Source organism: Vibrio sp. 1751, assembly GCF_033339895.1.
Classification (GTDB): domain Bacteria; phylum Pseudomonadota; class Gammaproteobacteria; order Enterobacterales; family Vibrionaceae; genus Vibrio; species Vibrio alginolyticus.
Genome location: NZ_JAWOVM010000041.1, coordinates 13,166 through 29,935, shown reverse-complemented (window position 1 = coordinate 29,935; position 16,770 = coordinate 13,166). Strand labels below are relative to the sequence as shown.

The window sequence follows — 16,770 nt, the reverse complement described above, 5'->3', positions numbered from 1 at the left end:
GGCCATTAAGTATTGAATTACTTGGTACTACCGATTACTGAGCTTTCTCAGCAATAAACTTTTCTACCACGGCTTCGATTTCTTCTGCTGTCGGTAGAGAAAGGGCTTCTTCAGCCATTGCTTTCACTTCTGCGAAGTTAGAGTTACGAACAACTTTCTTCACTTTAGGGATTGAAATGCCGCTCATTGAGAACTCGTCCAGACCCATACCTAGAAGTAGAAGTGTTGCACGCTCGTCACCTGCAAGTTCACCACACATACCAGTCCATTTACCTTCTGCGTGAGAAGCGTCGATAACTTGCTTGATCACTGTAAGTACAGCTGGTGATAGTGGGTTGTATAGGTGAGAAATCATCTCGTTACCACGGTCAACCGCTAGCGTGTACTGAGTTAGGTCGTTTGTACCGATAGAGAAGAAAGACACTTCCTTCGCTAAGTGGTGTGCGATCGCAGCAGCAGCAGGAGTTTCAACCATAACACCGATTTCGATGTTTTCGTCGAACGCGTGGCCTTCAGCGCGTAGCTCTTCTTTGTACTCTTCGATCGCTTTCTTAAGCTCACGGATTTCTTCGACAGAGATGATCATTGGGAACATGATACGCAGTTTGCCGTGTGCAGAAGCACGTAGGATGCCACGTAGCTGATCACGAAGGATTTCACGACGATCTAGACTGATACGTACAGCACGCCAACCTAGGAATGGGTTCATCTCTTTTGGAAGATCCATGTATGGGAGATCTTTATCGCCGCCGATATCCATAGTACGGATGATCACAGCTTGACCGTTCATTGCTTCCGCAACTTCTTTGTACGCTTGGTACTGTTCTTCTTCAGTTGGTAGCGCAGTACGGTCCATAAATAGGAATTCAGTACGGTACAGACCAACACCTTCACCGCCATTACGAAGGATACCGTCACAGTCTTTCACTGTACCGATGTTACCGCAAACTTCTACACGGTGACCGTCAGTCGTTTCTGCGTGTAGGTCTTTCAGTTTCGCTAGCTCTTCTTTTTCAGCTAGGAATGCTGCTTTAACCGCTTTCGCTTCTTCTAGCTCAGCTTCTGATGGGTTAACAACAATCTTGTTGTTCATTGCGTCAAGAATCAGCATGTCGCCATTCTTAACTTTCTTCGTGATGTCGTTAGTACCAACGATAGCTGGAAGCTCAAGTGAGCGAGCCATGATTGAAGTGTGAGATGTACGACCGCCGATATCACAAGCAAAACCAAGCACGTAGTCTAGGTTGATTTGTGCAGTTTCAGATGGCGTTAGGTCGTAAGCAACAAGAATTACTTCTTCGTTGATATCGCTAAGCGAAACAATGTTGATGCCTAGTGCGTTCTTAACAAAACGAGAACCGATATCGCGGATGTCAGTTGCACGCTCTTTTAAGTATTCGTCGTCTAGAGACTCAAGAGCACATGCTTGCTCTTCGATCACTGAGTGGATAGCGTGATCAGCAGTCATCTTGTCGTTTTTGATAAGTGCTAGGATTTCCTCTTCTAGCTCTTCGTCTTCAAGAAGCATGATGTGACCTTCAAAGATCGCTTCTTTTTCTTCGCCAAACGTTTCAAGCGCTTTTTGCTTGATAGTTTCTAGCTGAGCTGCAGATTTGTTACGAGCGTCAAAGAAACGCTGAACTTCAGCTTCTACTTGATCGTCAGAAATAGTGTTTGTGTTTAGGACAATTTCATCTTCTTGAAGTAGTAGTGCTTTACCGATTGCAATACCAGGAGATGCTAGGATGCCTGAAATCATAGCCTTACCTTAAGTTTGGTCAACTTTATAAAACGGGAGAATAATGGGTGCGCTAACGAATAGTTTTAGCTTAGTTTTGAGCCTATTTCCAACGAAGCCATTTTGCTTTCACAAAATGGCTTCTGGAGTAGGAGACCGGATTAGTGTAGTTGGTCCATTAGAGCAACTAGGTGGTCAACTGCTTGCTGAGCTTGTGGGCCTTCAGCAGAAATAGTAACTTGAGTACCTTTTACTAGGCCTAGTGTTTGTAGTTTGAACAGGCTCTTAGCGCTAGCGCTTTTACCGTTAGAAGTCACAGTGATGTCTGCGTCGAATGCTTTTGCTTCTTTAACAAACTGTGCAGCTGGACGAGTGTGAAGGCCGTTTTCTGCTGTGATTTCTACTTGCTTCTCGTACATGTGATATACCCCAATAAATGTATTTTTTTGTTAGTTTGTGACCAGATTTTAGCTTAACTGCTTTACATCTTGTGCGCTAGCACGGGAAGAGTTCAAAGCGCGTCAGTTCTGATACTAGTCAAAAGTTTGGTAACTACGCAACTGTTTGCGTGCGTAATCACTTTGAAACCTTTTTGTGTTCTGCTTCTTTATTTTGAAGCTAGAAATAAAACACCCTGATATTACCAAAGGTAGGGCAGGGATCAACAAAAAAGCCCCTAAACGGGGCTTTTTTAAACTAAAAATTGATTTGAACACATATTATTGTTGGTTCTCTTTTTCGGTAAAGATACCTGCAAAGAGTGCTGTACTTAGGTAACGCTCACCGGAACTTGGCAAGACAGTTACAATTGTTTTTCCTTCAAATTCAGGTAGTTCTGCAAGTCGGTTCGCTGCAACAACCGCTGCGCCAGATGAGATACCAGCTAGGATACCTTCCTCTTCCATTAGGCGACGAGCCATCTCAATCGCTTCTTCTGAGGTAACTTGCTCAACACGGTCAATAATGTCTAAATCGAGGTTACCAGGGATGAAACCAGCACCGATACCTTGAATTTTGTGTGGGGCAGGTTGGATTTCTTCGCCAGCAAGTGCTTGTGCAATAACCGGAGACTCTGCTGGCTCAACTGCAACAGAAGTGATGGCTTTGCCTTTTTCACCTTTGATGTAACGGCTTGTACCTGTGATAGTACCGCCCGTACCAACACCAGCAACGAATACGTCGATTTCACCGTCTGTCGCTTCCCAAATCTCAGGGCCCGTAGTCTTTTCGTGGATTTCTGGGTTCGCTGGGTTGTCAAATTGTTGAAGAAGTAGGTACTTCTCAGGGTTGCTTGCTACGATTTCTTCTGCTTTAGCAATCGCCCCTTTCATGCCTTTCGCCGCTTCAGTCAGCTCAAGGTTCGCGCCTAGTGCTTTTAGTAGCTTACGGCGTTCTAGGCTCATTGATTCAGGCATGGTCAATGTTAGCTTGTAACCGCGAGCAGCCGCTACGAATGCTAGAGCAACACCTGTGTTACCACTGGTAGGTTCTACAAGCTCTACACCTGGCTTAAGAAGGCCCGCTTTCTCTGCTTCCCAAATCATGTTTGCACCGATACGGCACTTAACACTGAAGCTAGGGTTACGCGCTTCAATTTTCGCGAGAACTTTGCCTTTACTTACTTTGTTTAGACGAACGAGAGGTGTATTACCAATAGTAAGAGAGTTATCTTCGTAGATTTTGCTCATAGTGATGTTCCTTCATTACACGTTGTGTGAATATGGATAGAAGAATATGCGGTATGAAAAAAAGGGAAAAGGATTAAAAAGTTATATCTTATTAGGTTGGCCCAGAACTTGATAAAAGAAAAGGGAAAAGCTGGCGCTGATCCCTTTCCTTAATCTCTAATCGACTATCGTTGGTGCTTAAACTCCGCGACCCACATAGCGGTTGCACCACATATTGCTACAGGCATGACAATGAGGTTCAAAATTGGGATCGTCGTAAATACAGACACCAATACCCCAAAGCCATAGGCCTTACCTTGCTTTTGTTTCAATTTGTAACGCATGTTGTTAAATGGGATTTTGTGGTTATCAAACGGGTAGTCACAATATTGAATCGCGAGCATCCAGGCGGTAAAGATAAACCATAAAAATGGGCCTACTGTTTGTCCAAGGGCAGGGATGAGCAATAACAGGAATAGGCCTATTGCTTTAGGTAAAATGTAAAGGAGCTTTCTCCACTCACGAGCTAAAACGCGAGGAACATCTTTCAGGACGGCAGTGAAACCATCATCATTTACTTTTTGTCCCGTTAAGTACTCTTCCACTTTTTCAGCCAAGAGGCCATTGAATGGCGCGGCGATAAAGTTCGCGAGCGTGCTGAAAAAATAGGAGAAGGTAGCGAGTATCGTTAGAGCGAGTAAAGGCCAAAGAATGTAAGTTAACCAGGATAAAAACTCAGGCAGCTGCCCAATCCAGCCTTCTATCCATATATTAAGGTTTGAAAATAGATAGAAGATGGCACCACCTACAAGCAAGATATTTGCAAGTAGAGGTAAGATGACAAAGCGCCTGATTTTAGGGGCAAGTGCCAATTGTATCCCGTATAGAAAATAACCGAACCCGGTTCTCTGCTGATTGTTTTGCTTCATGTCTATTTTGGCTTCGTGTAAATGAAAACTCATTGTACCTGTGAGGACTTTTCTTTCAATGCCCTGACAAATGACGTCTTGTTAAGTGGAATCGTGGCAAGAATCACAACAAAAAACGGAACTTCTTGCATTAAGTTGTTCTAAATCTACATATAGTTTTGGTAAAGTAAACGTATCATTCAGATTTATTGCACTTGGGTTGCTGCTCAAGGAACTGCGAGTAGTAAAAACAAGTATATTGAGAGTAAATAATGCAGGAATTGCGATTCGTACTCATTGTTGTTGGCGCATTAGCCATCGCGGCATTACTGTTTCATGGTTTATGGAGCAGTAAAAAAGAAGGCAAAGCAAAGTTTGGTAACAAGCCACTTGGTAAGCTGGATGTTAACCAAGAAGACAAAAATGATCTTGTTGAGAAAGAACGAGACTTCGCTCCCGCTCCTGAAGATGACTTTGAGATCATTCGCAAAGATCGCAAAGAACCAGATTTTGGGATGGCGAGCTCTTTCGACAACAAGTTTGAATCTGACCCGTTATTCGGTGGTCCATCTGAAGTCAAACAGACGCAGCAGGAGCCGGATGACATCCCTTCATTTGTTGCAGAAAAAGATAAAGAAGAGGACGTTGAGCCTGTTGTTCAAGCAACAGTAGCTGAAGAGCCATTCCAGCCCGCTGTGGAAGAAGACGCTATTCCCGCCGCGTTTGATATTACGGAGAAAGAACAGCAAGTCGAAACGGTTAGTGAGCCTGTCGTTGCAGAGCCTAAGGAAGAGCCAAAGCCAGAATCTGAAATGCAAGTGATTGTATTGAATGTGCACTGTGCGGGTGAAGAGCCATTTGTTGGTACTGCTTTATTTGAGAGTATGCAACAAAACGGCTTAATTTATGGCGAGATGGATATTTTCCACCGTCATGTCGACTTGTCCGGTAACGGCAAAGTGCTGTTTAGCGTCGCTAATATGATGCACCCTGGTACGTTTGAGCATGCTGATCCTGCTGAGTTTACAACGAAGGGTATTTCATTCTTCATGACATTGCCTTGTTATGGCGAGGCTGAACAGAACTTCAACTTAATGCTTCGAACTGCGCAGCAAATTGCTGATGACTTAGGTGGTAACGTACTTGATGACCAGCGCAACTTAATGACGCCAGATCGTTTAGCATCTTATCGACGTCAAATAGTTGAGTTTACTGCCGCTAACGCATAATCTTAACAGCAAATAATAATAGGGCTCCGGATGGAGCCCTTTTTCTTGGATTTCCCAACCTCACCGATTGAAAATACACGGGGCTTTACTATGTCTGAATCAGTACTTCAGCGACTAGAAGAACTAAAAGAGTCGTTGCATTACCACGCTGTGCGTTACTACGTGGAAGATAACCCAGAGATCCCTGATGCCGAGTACGACCGTTTAATGCGAGAGTTACTGGATATTGAAGCTGAGAACCCTGACTTAATAACCGTAGACTCGCCAAGCCAACGTGTCGGTGGACAACCTCTCTCTGCGTTTAGCCAAGTGACACATGAAGTACCGATGCTTTCGCTTGATAACGCGTTTGATGATAGTGAACTTGATAGTTTCCACAAGCGCGCACAAGAGCGCGTGGGCAGCCAGAGTGTGAAAGAATACTGTTGTGAGCCTAAATTGGATGGACTCGCCGTAAGTTTGTTATATGAGAGTGGCGTATTAGTTCAGGCGGCCACTCGAGGCGATGGTACTACGGGTGAAAACATCACAGAGAATGTGCGTACGATTAAAGCCATTCCTTTAAAACTCAGAGGTAATGACTGGCCAAATCGTCTTGAAGTTCGTGGTGAAGTCTTTATGCCGAAAGCTGGGTTTGAAAAGCTCAATGAATTAGCAAGGAAGAAAGGCGAGAAAATCTTTGTTAATCCACGTAACGCTGCGGCAGGTAGCTTACGACAATTGGATTCACGTATTACGGCTTCTCGTCCGCTTAGCTTCTATGCATACAGTGTAGGCGTGGTGCAAGGCGCAGAATTGGCAGCAAGTCATTACGAACGCTTTTTGCAAATCAAATCTTGGGGACTGCCAATGTGTCCGGAAACTAAGCGAGTTGAAAGCTTGGCGGATGTAAAAGCTTACTACCAAGATATATTGCAGCGTCGTGATGCCCTCCCTTATGAGATCGATGGTGTCGTTATTAAAATTGACGATATTGCCGTGCAAGAGCGTCTGGGGTTTGTTGCTCGCGCTCCACGTTGGGCGATTGCCTACAAGTTCCCAGCACAGGAAGAAATGACGACACTGAATGAAGTGGAGTTCCAAGTCGGTCGCACTGGTGCGATTACACCTGTTGCTAAACTAGAGCCTGTATTTGTTGGCGGGGTAACGGTAAGTAATGCGACGCTTCATAACGCAGATGAGATAGAACGTCTGCAGGTCAAGATTGGTGATCACGTTGTGATCCGCCGTGCTGGCGATGTTATTCCGCAAGTCGTATCTGTCATCAAAGAGCGTCGACCAGAAACAGCTCGAGATATTGTTTTCCCAACTCAGTGTCCTGTTTGTGGTTCGCATGTTGAGCGGATCGAAGGAGAAGCGGTAACACGTTGTATGGGGGGCTTAGTTTGCCAAGCCCAACGCAAACAAGCGCTAAAGCACTTTGTTTCTCGTAAAGCATTAGACGTTGACGGTTTAGGCGATAAAGTGATCGAGCAGCTTGTTGATCGTGAGATGGTGAAAACTCCTGCTGACTTATTTAAGTTATCAGCGGGGATTTTAACCGTACTAGATCGCATGGGGCCAAAGTCTGCGCAGAATATTGTGAATGCGTTAGAAAAATCCAAAGAAACAACTTTACCTCGGTTTTTGTATTCACTGGGGATCCGTGAAGTTGGCGAGGCAACCGCAGCAAACTTAGCAATGCACTTTAAAACGTTGGGAGCGATCCAAAATGCTACCGAAGAGCAGTTGATTGAAGTGCAAGACATCGGTGCTGTGGTTGCTCAACATATTACGACTTTCTTTAGTGAAGAACAGAACCAAGCGGTGGTTAAAGATTTGCTTGAACAAGGAATTCATTGGCCAGAGATTAATACTACTGAGCAGGTGGGGGAATTACCATTAGAAGGTAAAACAGTAGTATTAACGGGAACACTTTCTCAACTGGGGCGTACAGAAGCCAAAGAAGCCCTCCAAGCACTGGGGGCTAAAGTGACGGGTAGTGTTTCTAAGAAAACCGATATTTTGTTTGCTGGTGAAAATGCAGGTTCGAAGCTCGCAAAGGCACAAGAACTGGGTATCGAAATTAAAACCGAACAAGACTTACTCGAACTGATGAATTAAGTCTTCTCAAAAAAGCTAAAAAATAACTAAAAGCCCCGTATGGTAAGCATGCGGGGCTTTTTATTGTTCATAATTAAGTGTTTTTTTATTGAGTAATTGATGCCTTTGTTCATTTCAGTGATCAAGATCGAACCTTGGGTTATTGGTTTTTTTGGCTTTTTTAGTCTGCGAGTGACTTCAAGTTGATACTTTTAAGTTCAATTTAAGTGTTTGATTTTAAATAATAATTTATTGTGTTGTGTTGATGTTGTTAAAAATAAGATCTGGATCAATAAGTTATATGGAACTTTGGAGTGGCTCATATTTTTTTAGAAAAAAAATAAGTTCCATTTGGATGTTTTTAGCTGCGAAGTTAGTCTTAATCACGTGGATACACGGTGTGTATGCAGGAACTAAAAAAAGCCAAATTAGAAATAATGAGGTTTGATCAGGAATTTACTTCTCTCCTTCGGCGGCCAACTAAAGGTGAGATAGAAAAATACAGCTATATCCATTTTTAGGAGTTTTTCCATGGACAAATTTTTTAAGGTTTCAGCGTTAACCGCAGCAATGTTTGGTGTTGTTGCTGTCGCTCCAGCTACAGCGTCTACTGAAAGTGCAGCAGGTGGCGAGTACGTAGAGAAAGTGAACGAATTTATGCAAGACTCAAGTCTGAATGCATTATTCATAGTTGATACTCGTTCACGAACTCGTACAACAGGTAAGCCCGGCGGTGAAAATGGTGACCGTTGGAGTCGTCTAAACTACTCTTCTTACAACGCAATTTTAGACTTCACTTCTGGCTACCACGATGGTTGGGTGGGCGCAGATGTTGCGGCTTACTACTCTGGCGATCTTTACAACGATAGTCTTTACAATTCAAACGAAGGCTACCTATGTAACGAAATCTCAACTTGTAACAACCTAGACTGGGGTGCAGGTGATGGTCAGCAGCTTAAAGTTTACAAAGCAGCGCTGAAATTCAAAGCAAACGAAAACTTTAATGCTCGTTTCGGTATGTTACAGGCTGGTGGTAACGGTACAATCGGTAACGTTTGGAGCTTTGTACCTGGTACTTACCGTGGTTTCGAACTTAACGCTAAACTTGGTGATTTCAACCTAAGCTACTTTGGCGCAGACCAATTTACAGCACCTTGGCTGCTTCACGAAGATGATTACGCACCAGCGCTTTGGTCTGACACGTCATGGAGCTACCTACACTCTCTAGGTCTAAATGGTAACCTAACTGACAGCCTGTTTATGCAACTTGGCCTAGGCCAAGCAACTGGCGTTCAATATGCAAATGGTGTTGACTGGGGTGCAGGTCAAGTGACTAGCTACCACAACGAGACTGATAACACATCTTACAAAGCGTATTTGAAGTACACAGTGAGCGATCGTACAACTCTAGCATTTGATTTCTACGGTGTTGACGATGATGTGAAATACGATGGTCTAGGTTTCCACACTGGTCTATCTTTGAATCAATCTTTCGGCAAGCTAGCTTGGATGTCTGAGTTGCGCTACACAGACACAGATAACCGTGCGGACTTCGTTCCTCGTACTATTCATACATATGGTATGAACAATGGTACTTGGTCTCAGTGGTGGGACGCGCTGTCTGACTGGAACAAAGCGGGTGAGCTAGCATGGTACAACCGTCTATCTTACAACCAAGGTAACGGCTGGAACTACTACCTAGGCTTTGGTTACGGTACTGGCGCTGACTCTGCAGCAAGCGGAGCATCAGGTGACTGGGATTACGAAAGCGAATACGCAGTTAACGCAACAGTATCTTACTCACTACAAAGTGGCGCGCTTAAAGGTTCTACCATTCGTTTACACGGTACAATCCTAGAACGTGATGAGTACGCAGGTGCTGGCGATGCGGATGAAACAGACTTACGTCTACAAGTTCTTATCCCTTACAGCTTCCACTAATACTTAATTAGATAATAAAAGGAGCCGCTAGGCTCCTTTTCTATTTCACTTCTCGGCCGTCGTATATTTTGCAATATAACGGTGGCAACATATGTACATTACCGTTTGGCAACTCACACTTTATCTCTGGGCCTAACGTACGACCACCGGATGCACCATTAGCATGAGTGGTTAACGGAATTATGGCAAAAGATATTACTAATAGACCAGATAAAAATCTCATAATAATCACCTTAATATAAACTTTAAATATCTACGTGCTTGTATAAACCGTGACTACGCAGAAAGGCAAGGTTGAATAGGGCTATTATATCAAACTAAGCTCTTACTTCTTTACTATTCCCATTCCCCACCTCTAAATCGACACATTTCACTTGGAATATTCGTAACGTCGCCACTTGGCATCTTACATTCGACTATAGGTCCCAAATTAGTTGTACCGCCGTTTCCGTTGTTGTAGGCAAAGGAAGAAAAAGAAAAAATACCGCACAACATTAAAAAGAGAAGCTTATTCATAGTACATCCTCTTACTTACCAAATAAAAAGCACTCAACTTAAATGCTTATGCGTTAAGTATGTATCCGAGGATAAAAAGATCAAAAAATAATTCAATAAAGTTTTATTTTTTAAAATAAATTTAGATCGATAATTTACCTAGATATATTTCTATCTTATTGATTGTCGTGTGTTGAATAATTAAATAATAGGAAATGGTAGGTAGGGTATTAATAATATTACTAATACTTATTTTTTTCTCGATTTTAATTAAGGTAATGAAATGAAAGCAGTTGTTTAGATTAAAGTAATGGAGCATGATTTGCCCCATTACTTTGGCATAAATTAATTAGAATCAGGCTCAATGATTAAAATAATACCTTCAACATCGGTGATTCTTACGCGGGTACCGGCTGGAAGTGCTTGATCCGATTGTGCGGACCATGTGGTATCGGCTACCTTGATGCGATTGAGCCCGACGGAAAAGTCTTCTTCAAGGATAAGAGTACGCCCAATTAACTGCTTGTACTTTTGGTTCAGATCTCTTTCTTGGTCTTCTTGCTTGTCTTTAGACCATTGTCGTCGCCACCAAAGCCAGGTGGTGATTAAGCTGAAGCTTGCAAAGCAAAGCCATTGCAATTGCCAGCTCATTGGCAAAACGGTCATGAGTGCTCCAACGATAAGTGCAGACATCCCGAGCCAGAGAAAATACCCTGCGGTACCAAGTAGCTCAACTGCTAAAAGAGCAAAGCCAAACGCTAGCCAATGCCAGAAAGAGATACCTTCCAACAAACTAAAAAAGTCCATAAATTAATCTTTATCTTGTTGTTTAAACATCTCTGCTATCCCTGCAACCGAGCCCATTAGTCCGGTTGCTTCTAATGGAAGCATAATGATTTTACCATTTTCGGCTTGACCAATGCTCTTGATCGCTTCGGTATAACCCTGTGCAATGAAGTAATTGACGGCTTGCATGTCACCTTTTGCAATGGCTTCGGAAACCATGTAAGTCGCTTTTGCTTCTGCTTGCGCGGCACGCTCACGTGCTTCTGCATGGAGAATAGCAGACTGCTTTTCGCCTTCAGCTTTTAATATCTCTGATTGTTTATGACCTTCGGCCTTTAATATCTCAGCTTGGCGAACCCCTTCTGCTTCAAGAATTTCCGCACGCTTATTACGCTCGGCTTTCATTTGCGCATTCATTGCAGCGGTCAGATCGGCTGGTGGCTGGACATCTTTAATCTCAATTCGTGTGACTTTTACGCCCCAAGGGTTTGTTGCTTGGTCAACGATCGCCAACAGCTTAGAGTTGATCATGTCGCGTTGGCTCAGCATTTCGTCCAGTTCCATTGAACCTAAAACGGTACGAATGTTGGTAAGGGTCAAGTTTCTAATAGCGTGTTCTAAATCGTTGACTTCATAAGCCGCTTTTGCAGCATCGATCACTTGAACAAATCCGACAGCGTCAATAACCACGTTAGCGTTATCTTTTGAAATGACCTCTTGCGCAGGAATATCGAGAACGCGCTCCATCATATTTACTTTTTGACCAACTTTATCAACGAATGGAATGATCAAGTTTAAACCCGGCTTTAATGTGTGGGTGTAGCGTCCGAAGCGTTCAACTGTCCAGTTGTTTCCTTGCGGAACCGTTTTAATGGCTGAAGATAAGATAACGACAGCAAGAACGACGAAAATACCGATGGTGATCAGTGAATCAATTGGCATGAGTTATTCCCTTAAGTGCATAATATTCGATCCATTTTTACCTATTTATAGACAATAGACAATTGAAGTTCTGAGACCTTTGAGAGGTTATTGGTTTTTTATATGACAAAGGCCGGAAACACCGGCCTTTGTCATTGCATGGTTTTATTCTCGCTATTTCGCGGGGTATTCAATCCAACTTGAACCATCAAGAGAAACATAATATTTCCCTTGTACTTCAATCACAGTAGAGCCTGAGTTCTGCGCGACAACTCGTGTTTCTGGTAGGTTCTCTGTCAATATTGAAGGGCTAAACGTCTTACTTTGATAAATGTTTTTATCCAGGATATTCGAAACGAGCTGCGACAATGCCAGATAGCTAGATGGCTCGCTTACGTGTTCGGTGTCGCCCTGACGCTGAATTCCTTCTCCGAAGATTTTAATTCCTACCGGTGTATGAATGATTGTCGGTGCAGGAATTTCTCGCATACCCGAAATTTGCATGCGGTCTCCTCGCATTCCACCACCATGTTCTGGTACCAAAGCGACAACGATGTTGCGTTTTGAGGACTCTAAGGTTTTAAAGAACGCGTGGAGATCATCAAGCAAATTCTCAAGGCGCATTTTGTAGCTAGCAATAGATGTGCTTGAATTCGCATTGATGATCCTGTTGCCATCATGTAGTGAAATTGAGTTGTAGAGTGCCACGACTTTGTCGTCACTACTGTTAAGTCTTTGCTGCCACCAATTATCCAATACTTGCTTATCGCGGAAGATCGAAGAGCCATCAAAAGATTTTTGGTAAGGAGTTAAGTCTTCTTGAGACATAAGAGCCGCTTGTAAGTCGCCGTCTTTTTTGATCAATTCAAGGAAGCTATCAAAGACACCATTGTGGTTCATCAGTAAATTTTCTGTGAAGCCTAGTTCTTTCAAACTTTCGAACAAGTAGCACTGCTTTGATGGTGCTGGCTGGAACAGTTGACTGTGTTCTTGTTGACCACAATTGGCTCGTAGCAGACGAATGACAGCAGGCCCACTGTATGACGTAGCGGAGCTAAAATTGTCGAACATGATGTCAAACTCTTTGAACAGAGGATGATCAGCCAGTCCTGCAATTTCGATGTCATCCCACGCGACCGAACAAATACTCAAGAACAGCAAATCAAAAGGAGCATCCATTGCGCTGTTGGTATCGAATGTTACATGTCGGGAAGCTTCTTTAGAAAAGAAATCTGCAGTTAACGTGTTGAGACTGGCATCATTAATTTCCGTTATTTGAGGTTGTTTGCTAGCAGTAACCTCGGTTGTTGGCTGTTGTTGGGCTACTTCTGCAGCCACTGTTGTCTGAGGTTCAGTCGTCATAGGAATACTTATATAGATCATCGCAATAACCACAAAGACTGAAACCCTAACAAACTTGCTCAAAATAAAGTACGCACCACACAAAGCGAGCAATCCGAGTATTGCTTGGAATGATAAAAATCGTCCCAAAAGCTCGACCAGATAACTCGATTCAAACTGCATTAACTGTCCCGCTTGAGCCCAAAGACGGTTTAGAGGAGGTAGGTAAGAATCGTAATGCAAGAGCCACGCTGCGGCGACAAATGAAACGATATGGCGCACCGCATTTAGGCTTTTCATCGAGATAGGAAGCAGGATGAAGATCAACAGCGCAAAGTTTTCCATTGGATGGAAATCGATGATTCCTTGAAAATAGAGCGCTGTTTTTGCGATAAAGTAAATGTTCCACCAGCCCAATCCTATAGTGAGGGGGGTAGAGTCATGAGAATGCGATGTCATTACTTAAGCTTCTTGGTGTTAGTGGCTGATGTATCTAGCTCAAAATAGCGCGAGCGTTTTAAGTGTTTGTGGTAAAAGCGTCGGGTAGCGTTTACTAGGTCACGTAGAAAGTATCCTAGGAGTAGGCCAATACCTGAACTGATACACACGGTCAGTAAAAAATCGTTAATATTCATGAACGTTCCTTGAGATCAATGGTTTTTTTCACAGCAAACAAAGGAGGAACATCAGCAATGGAGTTAGTGGCGGTATGGAATATTTTCCTCTCTGTCGCCAGAGCTGAAACGTCGTCGGATATGACAGCGGCATCTTGAACGATGAATTTTAACTCTGTTTCGATATCTAATTGGGTATCAAACGTGTGGGTCGAGTGAAATAGGTCTCTCACTGGAAACTCAAATATATTGTTTAGCGCAATATCAATATCGCTTTGTCGAATAGCACTGAACACGACATATAGAGCTTTGTTGCAGGCTGTCACAACGTCGCCATCTCTTCGAATATGACAAAGACGTAAACATTCCTCTGCAGTCATACCTGGCAATAAGTTCAGCTTTATAAGTGCAAAGTTCACACTTGAGTGTGTTGAGTGGGAAATGACGTCAATACAGTATTGACTAAAATCCTGGTTTTGTAAGTAGCCTTTGCTACCAAACTCAAAGTCATATTTTAAGAGCGCCTCTAAACTTTCAGGAATTGGGCGTGTAAGCATTTGGCCTTGAATTGCTTCAACCTGAGTCATAAAGCGCATGTGGGGGATTTGCGCGTGAGAAATGAAGTTTGCCCCCGCGCGAAGCAAGAACTTTTCATCTGCATATCTCAGACATTGTTGGGTCTCCCTGACAATAATCTTTAGTCGACGGCCATATGCGGACCTTAAACGGTAGCAATCTAACGCGATCTGTTGAACTTCGCTTTGGTTATCGCAGCTGAAAATAATCGTTGAAGAGCGAGGGTTGTCTAGCATCGCTATGAGTCCTTGATTGCTCTCTGCCACACGCATCCCTTTTGGGGCTTTCACGCTTTCTCTGAAAGCTCTTCTGCTGACATAGATTCTATCGCTATCCGATTTGTCTTCTGGCATGACATGAGATTGATGCGTTTCGTAAGACGTTGCTTTTAGTGTTTTATCTTTAGTTTTAGTGAGAATGTATTCGTGTTGGGTAATTACACCGTGTTTATTGGACCAAAAATCCACAAGATAGCAGTAGCGAGCGTCATCTAATGATGTCATGGTCGCCAAACCTGCAATGTGTCTATTGTGAGAAATAAGAATGGGCTTTAATAGTGAAGTCGTCAGATGCCCATATATACAAACACTAATAGTGATTTTTTTATTATTTGCCAGCTCATTTAAGCTTTGTAGAAAGACACTTATAAAATCATCATTAGTTGATGATAGTAGCGAGTCTGGAACAACTAATAGACATGTAGAAAACTTCTTTATGTTCGTTTGGTGAATGTCTTTAGCAAGATTTATAGCTTTGGGTGTTTTTTTTGTGAATTTATGACTAAGAAAAAAACACTGTTCAAGGTGGGTTTTAGATAAGTCATTGAATTTCATTAAGGCTTCATCATTCAATGTGGACAAAAAAGTTTCTTTGTCTGTAAAGCTTGTAAGTGAAGTGTTGTCATTTTCCGGTAGTGTACTGAACAAATAATCAATAAGCATCTTTTTATGAGTAAATAAGTTTACATAAACAGAGTTTATCTCTCGTTCGTTTTTAATAGCAGATGATTCAGAGAGTGATGACATAAAGATCCTTAAATCAATAACTTAATGTATTTTGTGAAGCTCAAAATCCGTTGTATGCTAATCGTTACAATTTTGATTTTCTTAGTGACAAGAAAATGACGCTAAGATATTAAACGAAATTGATCAGAAATTAAAATAGTTATAGCATGTGCTTCACATGATGTTTATGAGTTTAAAATCAATAGTCTCTAAGTCTATGATTCTCATTTAAAATATTTAAATTTCTTATATGTATTAAATGGATGGTAACAATTCATTATTGTAATCCTTTTTTCTGAAGTTAAATATTATTTAGGCCTTTGTTATTTATATGGGCTATAAATAAACTTATTCACATTCATCATCGTTCTATAAATATGAGACGCATAGGTCGATGCGTCAATTTTTTAACAATGGAATTTATACTGAAAATGATAGTGGCGGGATTGCTGTTATCTCAGTTTAAGCTCCGTTACATTGTGAAAAATTCTATGACTGAGTCTGCAAAAGATATTAATTCGATCTACTCTTCTTATAACTTAACTCAATACACGTATATTGAAACAACAGAAAACGAGTCTTACGTACAAGTTAAAAATAAGTGGCAAGTCTTCAAAGCCAACGGTGCTCGTAATGTTCTATCTTTGGTACGTAATACGCAGAAAAATTCAGAAACGGAAGCGATATGAAGCGCCTTCTATTTGTTAGTTTAAAAGGCGGTTGTGGCTCAACGACCGTCGCTGCGAATTTGGCACAAGCGTTAGTTAAGATAAACAAACAGGTACTGGCCATTGAGGTGGTGCCTAACAGTTTACTGCAAGCTCATCTTGGCTTGCCGAGGGAAGAGCAAGGAGGCTGGGCGAAACAACTTCTTTTAGATAAGCCTTGGACCCAGGCTGGTTATGAAAGCCCACAAGGTGCACTTTTTTTACCGTTTGGCCATCTGAATTCTGAGCAGTTAAAAGCGTTTTTTAATGAGCGTTCTCACTATCTATCAATGCTAGGTGAAATGACGTTGCAAGTGAGCGAAAACCGTGGTGAGCAGTGGCTGCTTTTTCACGCCGACTTAGCAGAGCTTACTGATCCTGAAGTGCGATCTTTTGTCGACTCAATGGATATGATTGTGGTGGTGGTAACGGCAGACGCCCTGAGTTATCTCACTCTTCAATCTTGGCTACAACATGAAGAGCTATCGAGATTGCTTCGCTCTGACAAATTACGTTTTTTGGTGAATAAGTATCAGCCAGAAACCGAAATTGGTCGTGATTTCATGTTGGTGCTGAAAAAGGAACTTAGCGAATCCTTGATTCCTGTTTCGATTCATCGAGATACGGCATTGCTTGAATGTGTGGCAAACCTGACGACCGTTCAACACTATTCGCCATCGAGCCAAGCCGCAAAAGATTTTCAGTCTTTTGCTTTTTGGTGTGTATCAGCGTTATCAAGCGCTCAGGACCAAAGCTAATTT

Annotated in this window: 15 protein-coding genes; 5 read left to right on the top strand and 10 right to left on the bottom strand. The window is 42.4% G+C overall.

Features of this window, described 5'->3' with window-relative positions; genetic code table 11:
* Positions 1-34 precede the first annotated feature (34 nt).
* The 4 genes from ptsI to cysZ form a co-directional block, all read right to left on the bottom strand.
* Positions 35-1,759 (bottom strand): phosphoenolpyruvate-protein phosphotransferase PtsI, encoded by a 1,725-nt coding sequence (gene ptsI, locus R7041_RS13940; protein ID WP_005389298.1) that lies wholly within the window; start codon positions 1,757-1,759, stop codon positions 35-37.
* Between the two features lie 140 nt (positions 1,760-1,899).
* Complete coding sequence (locus tag R7041_RS13935) at positions 1,900-2,157, bottom strand: HPr family phosphocarrier protein (protein ID WP_005382043.1); 258 nt, start codon at positions 2,155-2,157, stop codon at positions 1,900-1,902.
* A 300-nt stretch (positions 2,158-2,457) separates the two neighbouring features.
* The gene (cysK, locus tag R7041_RS13930; RefSeq protein ID WP_005382045.1) at positions 2,458-3,426 is read right to left on the bottom strand and encodes a cysteine synthase A; all 969 of its coding nucleotides are present in this window, start codon (positions 3,424-3,426) and stop codon (positions 2,458-2,460) included.
* 164 nt (positions 3,427-3,590) lie between these two features.
* On the bottom strand, positions 3,591-4,334 hold the full coding sequence (gene cysZ / locus R7041_RS13925; RefSeq protein WP_064369115.1) for a sulfate transporter CysZ: 744 nt from the start codon (positions 4,332-4,334) through the stop codon (positions 3,591-3,593).
* Between the two features lie 251 nt (positions 4,335-4,585).
* Between cysZ and zipA the strand changes: the two genes are divergently transcribed.
* The 3 genes from zipA to R7041_RS13910 all read left to right on the top strand — a co-directional run bounded on the left by zipA (position 4,586) and on the right by R7041_RS13910 (position 9,565).
* Positions 4,586-5,542 carry a cell division protein ZipA gene (gene zipA / locus R7041_RS13920; RefSeq protein ID WP_064369048.1) on the top strand — a complete coding sequence of 319 codons (957 nt, stop codon included), beginning with the start codon at positions 4,586-4,588 and terminating at the stop codon, positions 5,540-5,542.
* 90 nt (positions 5,543-5,632) lie between these two features.
* Positions 5,633-7,645, top strand: coding sequence for an NAD-dependent DNA ligase LigA (ligA, locus tag R7041_RS13915; protein WP_064369049.1), 2,013 nt, complete (start codon positions 5,633-5,635; stop codon positions 7,643-7,645).
* A gap of 510 nt (positions 7,646-8,155) precedes the next feature.
* Positions 8,156-9,565 (top strand): hypothetical protein, encoded by a 1,410-nt coding sequence (locus tag R7041_RS13910; protein WP_005382055.1) that lies wholly within the window; start codon positions 8,156-8,158, stop codon positions 9,563-9,565.
* Positions 9,566-9,605: 40 nt separating this feature from the next.
* Here the strand turns inward: R7041_RS13910 and R7041_RS13905 are convergent, their stop codons facing one another.
* The 6 genes from R7041_RS13905 to bcsE all read right to left on the bottom strand — a co-directional run bounded on the left by R7041_RS13905 (position 9,606) and on the right by bcsE (position 15,323).
* The gene (locus R7041_RS13905; protein ID WP_021707681.1) at positions 9,606-9,788 is read right to left on the bottom strand and encodes a hypothetical protein; all 183 of its coding nucleotides are present in this window, start codon (positions 9,786-9,788) and stop codon (positions 9,606-9,608) included.
* A gap of 617 nt (positions 9,789-10,405) precedes the next feature.
* Positions 10,406-10,867, bottom strand: a complete 462-nt coding sequence (locus R7041_RS13900; RefSeq protein ID WP_017634826.1) for an NfeD family protein — start codon at positions 10,865-10,867, stop codon at positions 10,406-10,408.
* A gap of 3 nt (positions 10,868-10,870) precedes the next feature.
* Entirely contained in the window at positions 10,871-11,788 is a 918-nt protein-coding gene (locus R7041_RS13895; RefSeq protein ID WP_054575231.1) for an SPFH domain-containing protein, read from the bottom strand.
* Between the two features lie 153 nt (positions 11,789-11,941).
* A complete protein-coding gene (bcsG, locus tag R7041_RS13890; RefSeq protein WP_206949750.1) occupies positions 11,942-13,567 on the bottom strand; it encodes a cellulose biosynthesis protein BcsG in 1,626 nt (541 codons plus the stop codon).
* Positions 13,567-13,743 (bottom strand): hypothetical protein, encoded by a 177-nt coding sequence (locus R7041_RS13885; protein ID WP_172797322.1) that lies wholly within the window; start codon positions 13,741-13,743, stop codon positions 13,567-13,569. The genes bcsG and R7041_RS13885 overlap by 1 nt, the downstream gene beginning before the upstream one ends.
* Positions 13,740-15,323 carry a cellulose biosynthesis protein BcsE gene (gene bcsE, locus R7041_RS13880; RefSeq protein WP_064369050.1) on the bottom strand — a complete coding sequence of 528 codons (1,584 nt, stop codon included), beginning with the start codon at positions 15,321-15,323 and terminating at the stop codon, positions 13,740-13,742. The genes R7041_RS13885 and bcsE overlap by 4 nt, the downstream gene beginning before the upstream one ends.
* 470 nt (positions 15,324-15,793) lie before the next feature.
* Between bcsE and R7041_RS13875 the strand changes: the two genes are divergently transcribed.
* Together R7041_RS13875 and bcsQ are read left to right on the top strand one after the other, a co-directional pair.
* Positions 15,794-15,991, top strand: a complete 198-nt coding sequence (locus R7041_RS13875; RefSeq protein ID WP_021034149.1) for a hypothetical protein — start codon at positions 15,794-15,796, stop codon at positions 15,989-15,991.
* Positions 15,988-16,767, top strand: coding sequence for a cellulose biosynthesis protein BcsQ (gene bcsQ, locus R7041_RS13870; RefSeq protein WP_005382068.1), 780 nt, complete (start codon positions 15,988-15,990; stop codon positions 16,765-16,767). Before R7041_RS13875 ends, bcsQ begins: the two co-directional genes overlap by 4 nt.
* Positions 16,768-16,770: the final 3 nt, after the last annotated feature.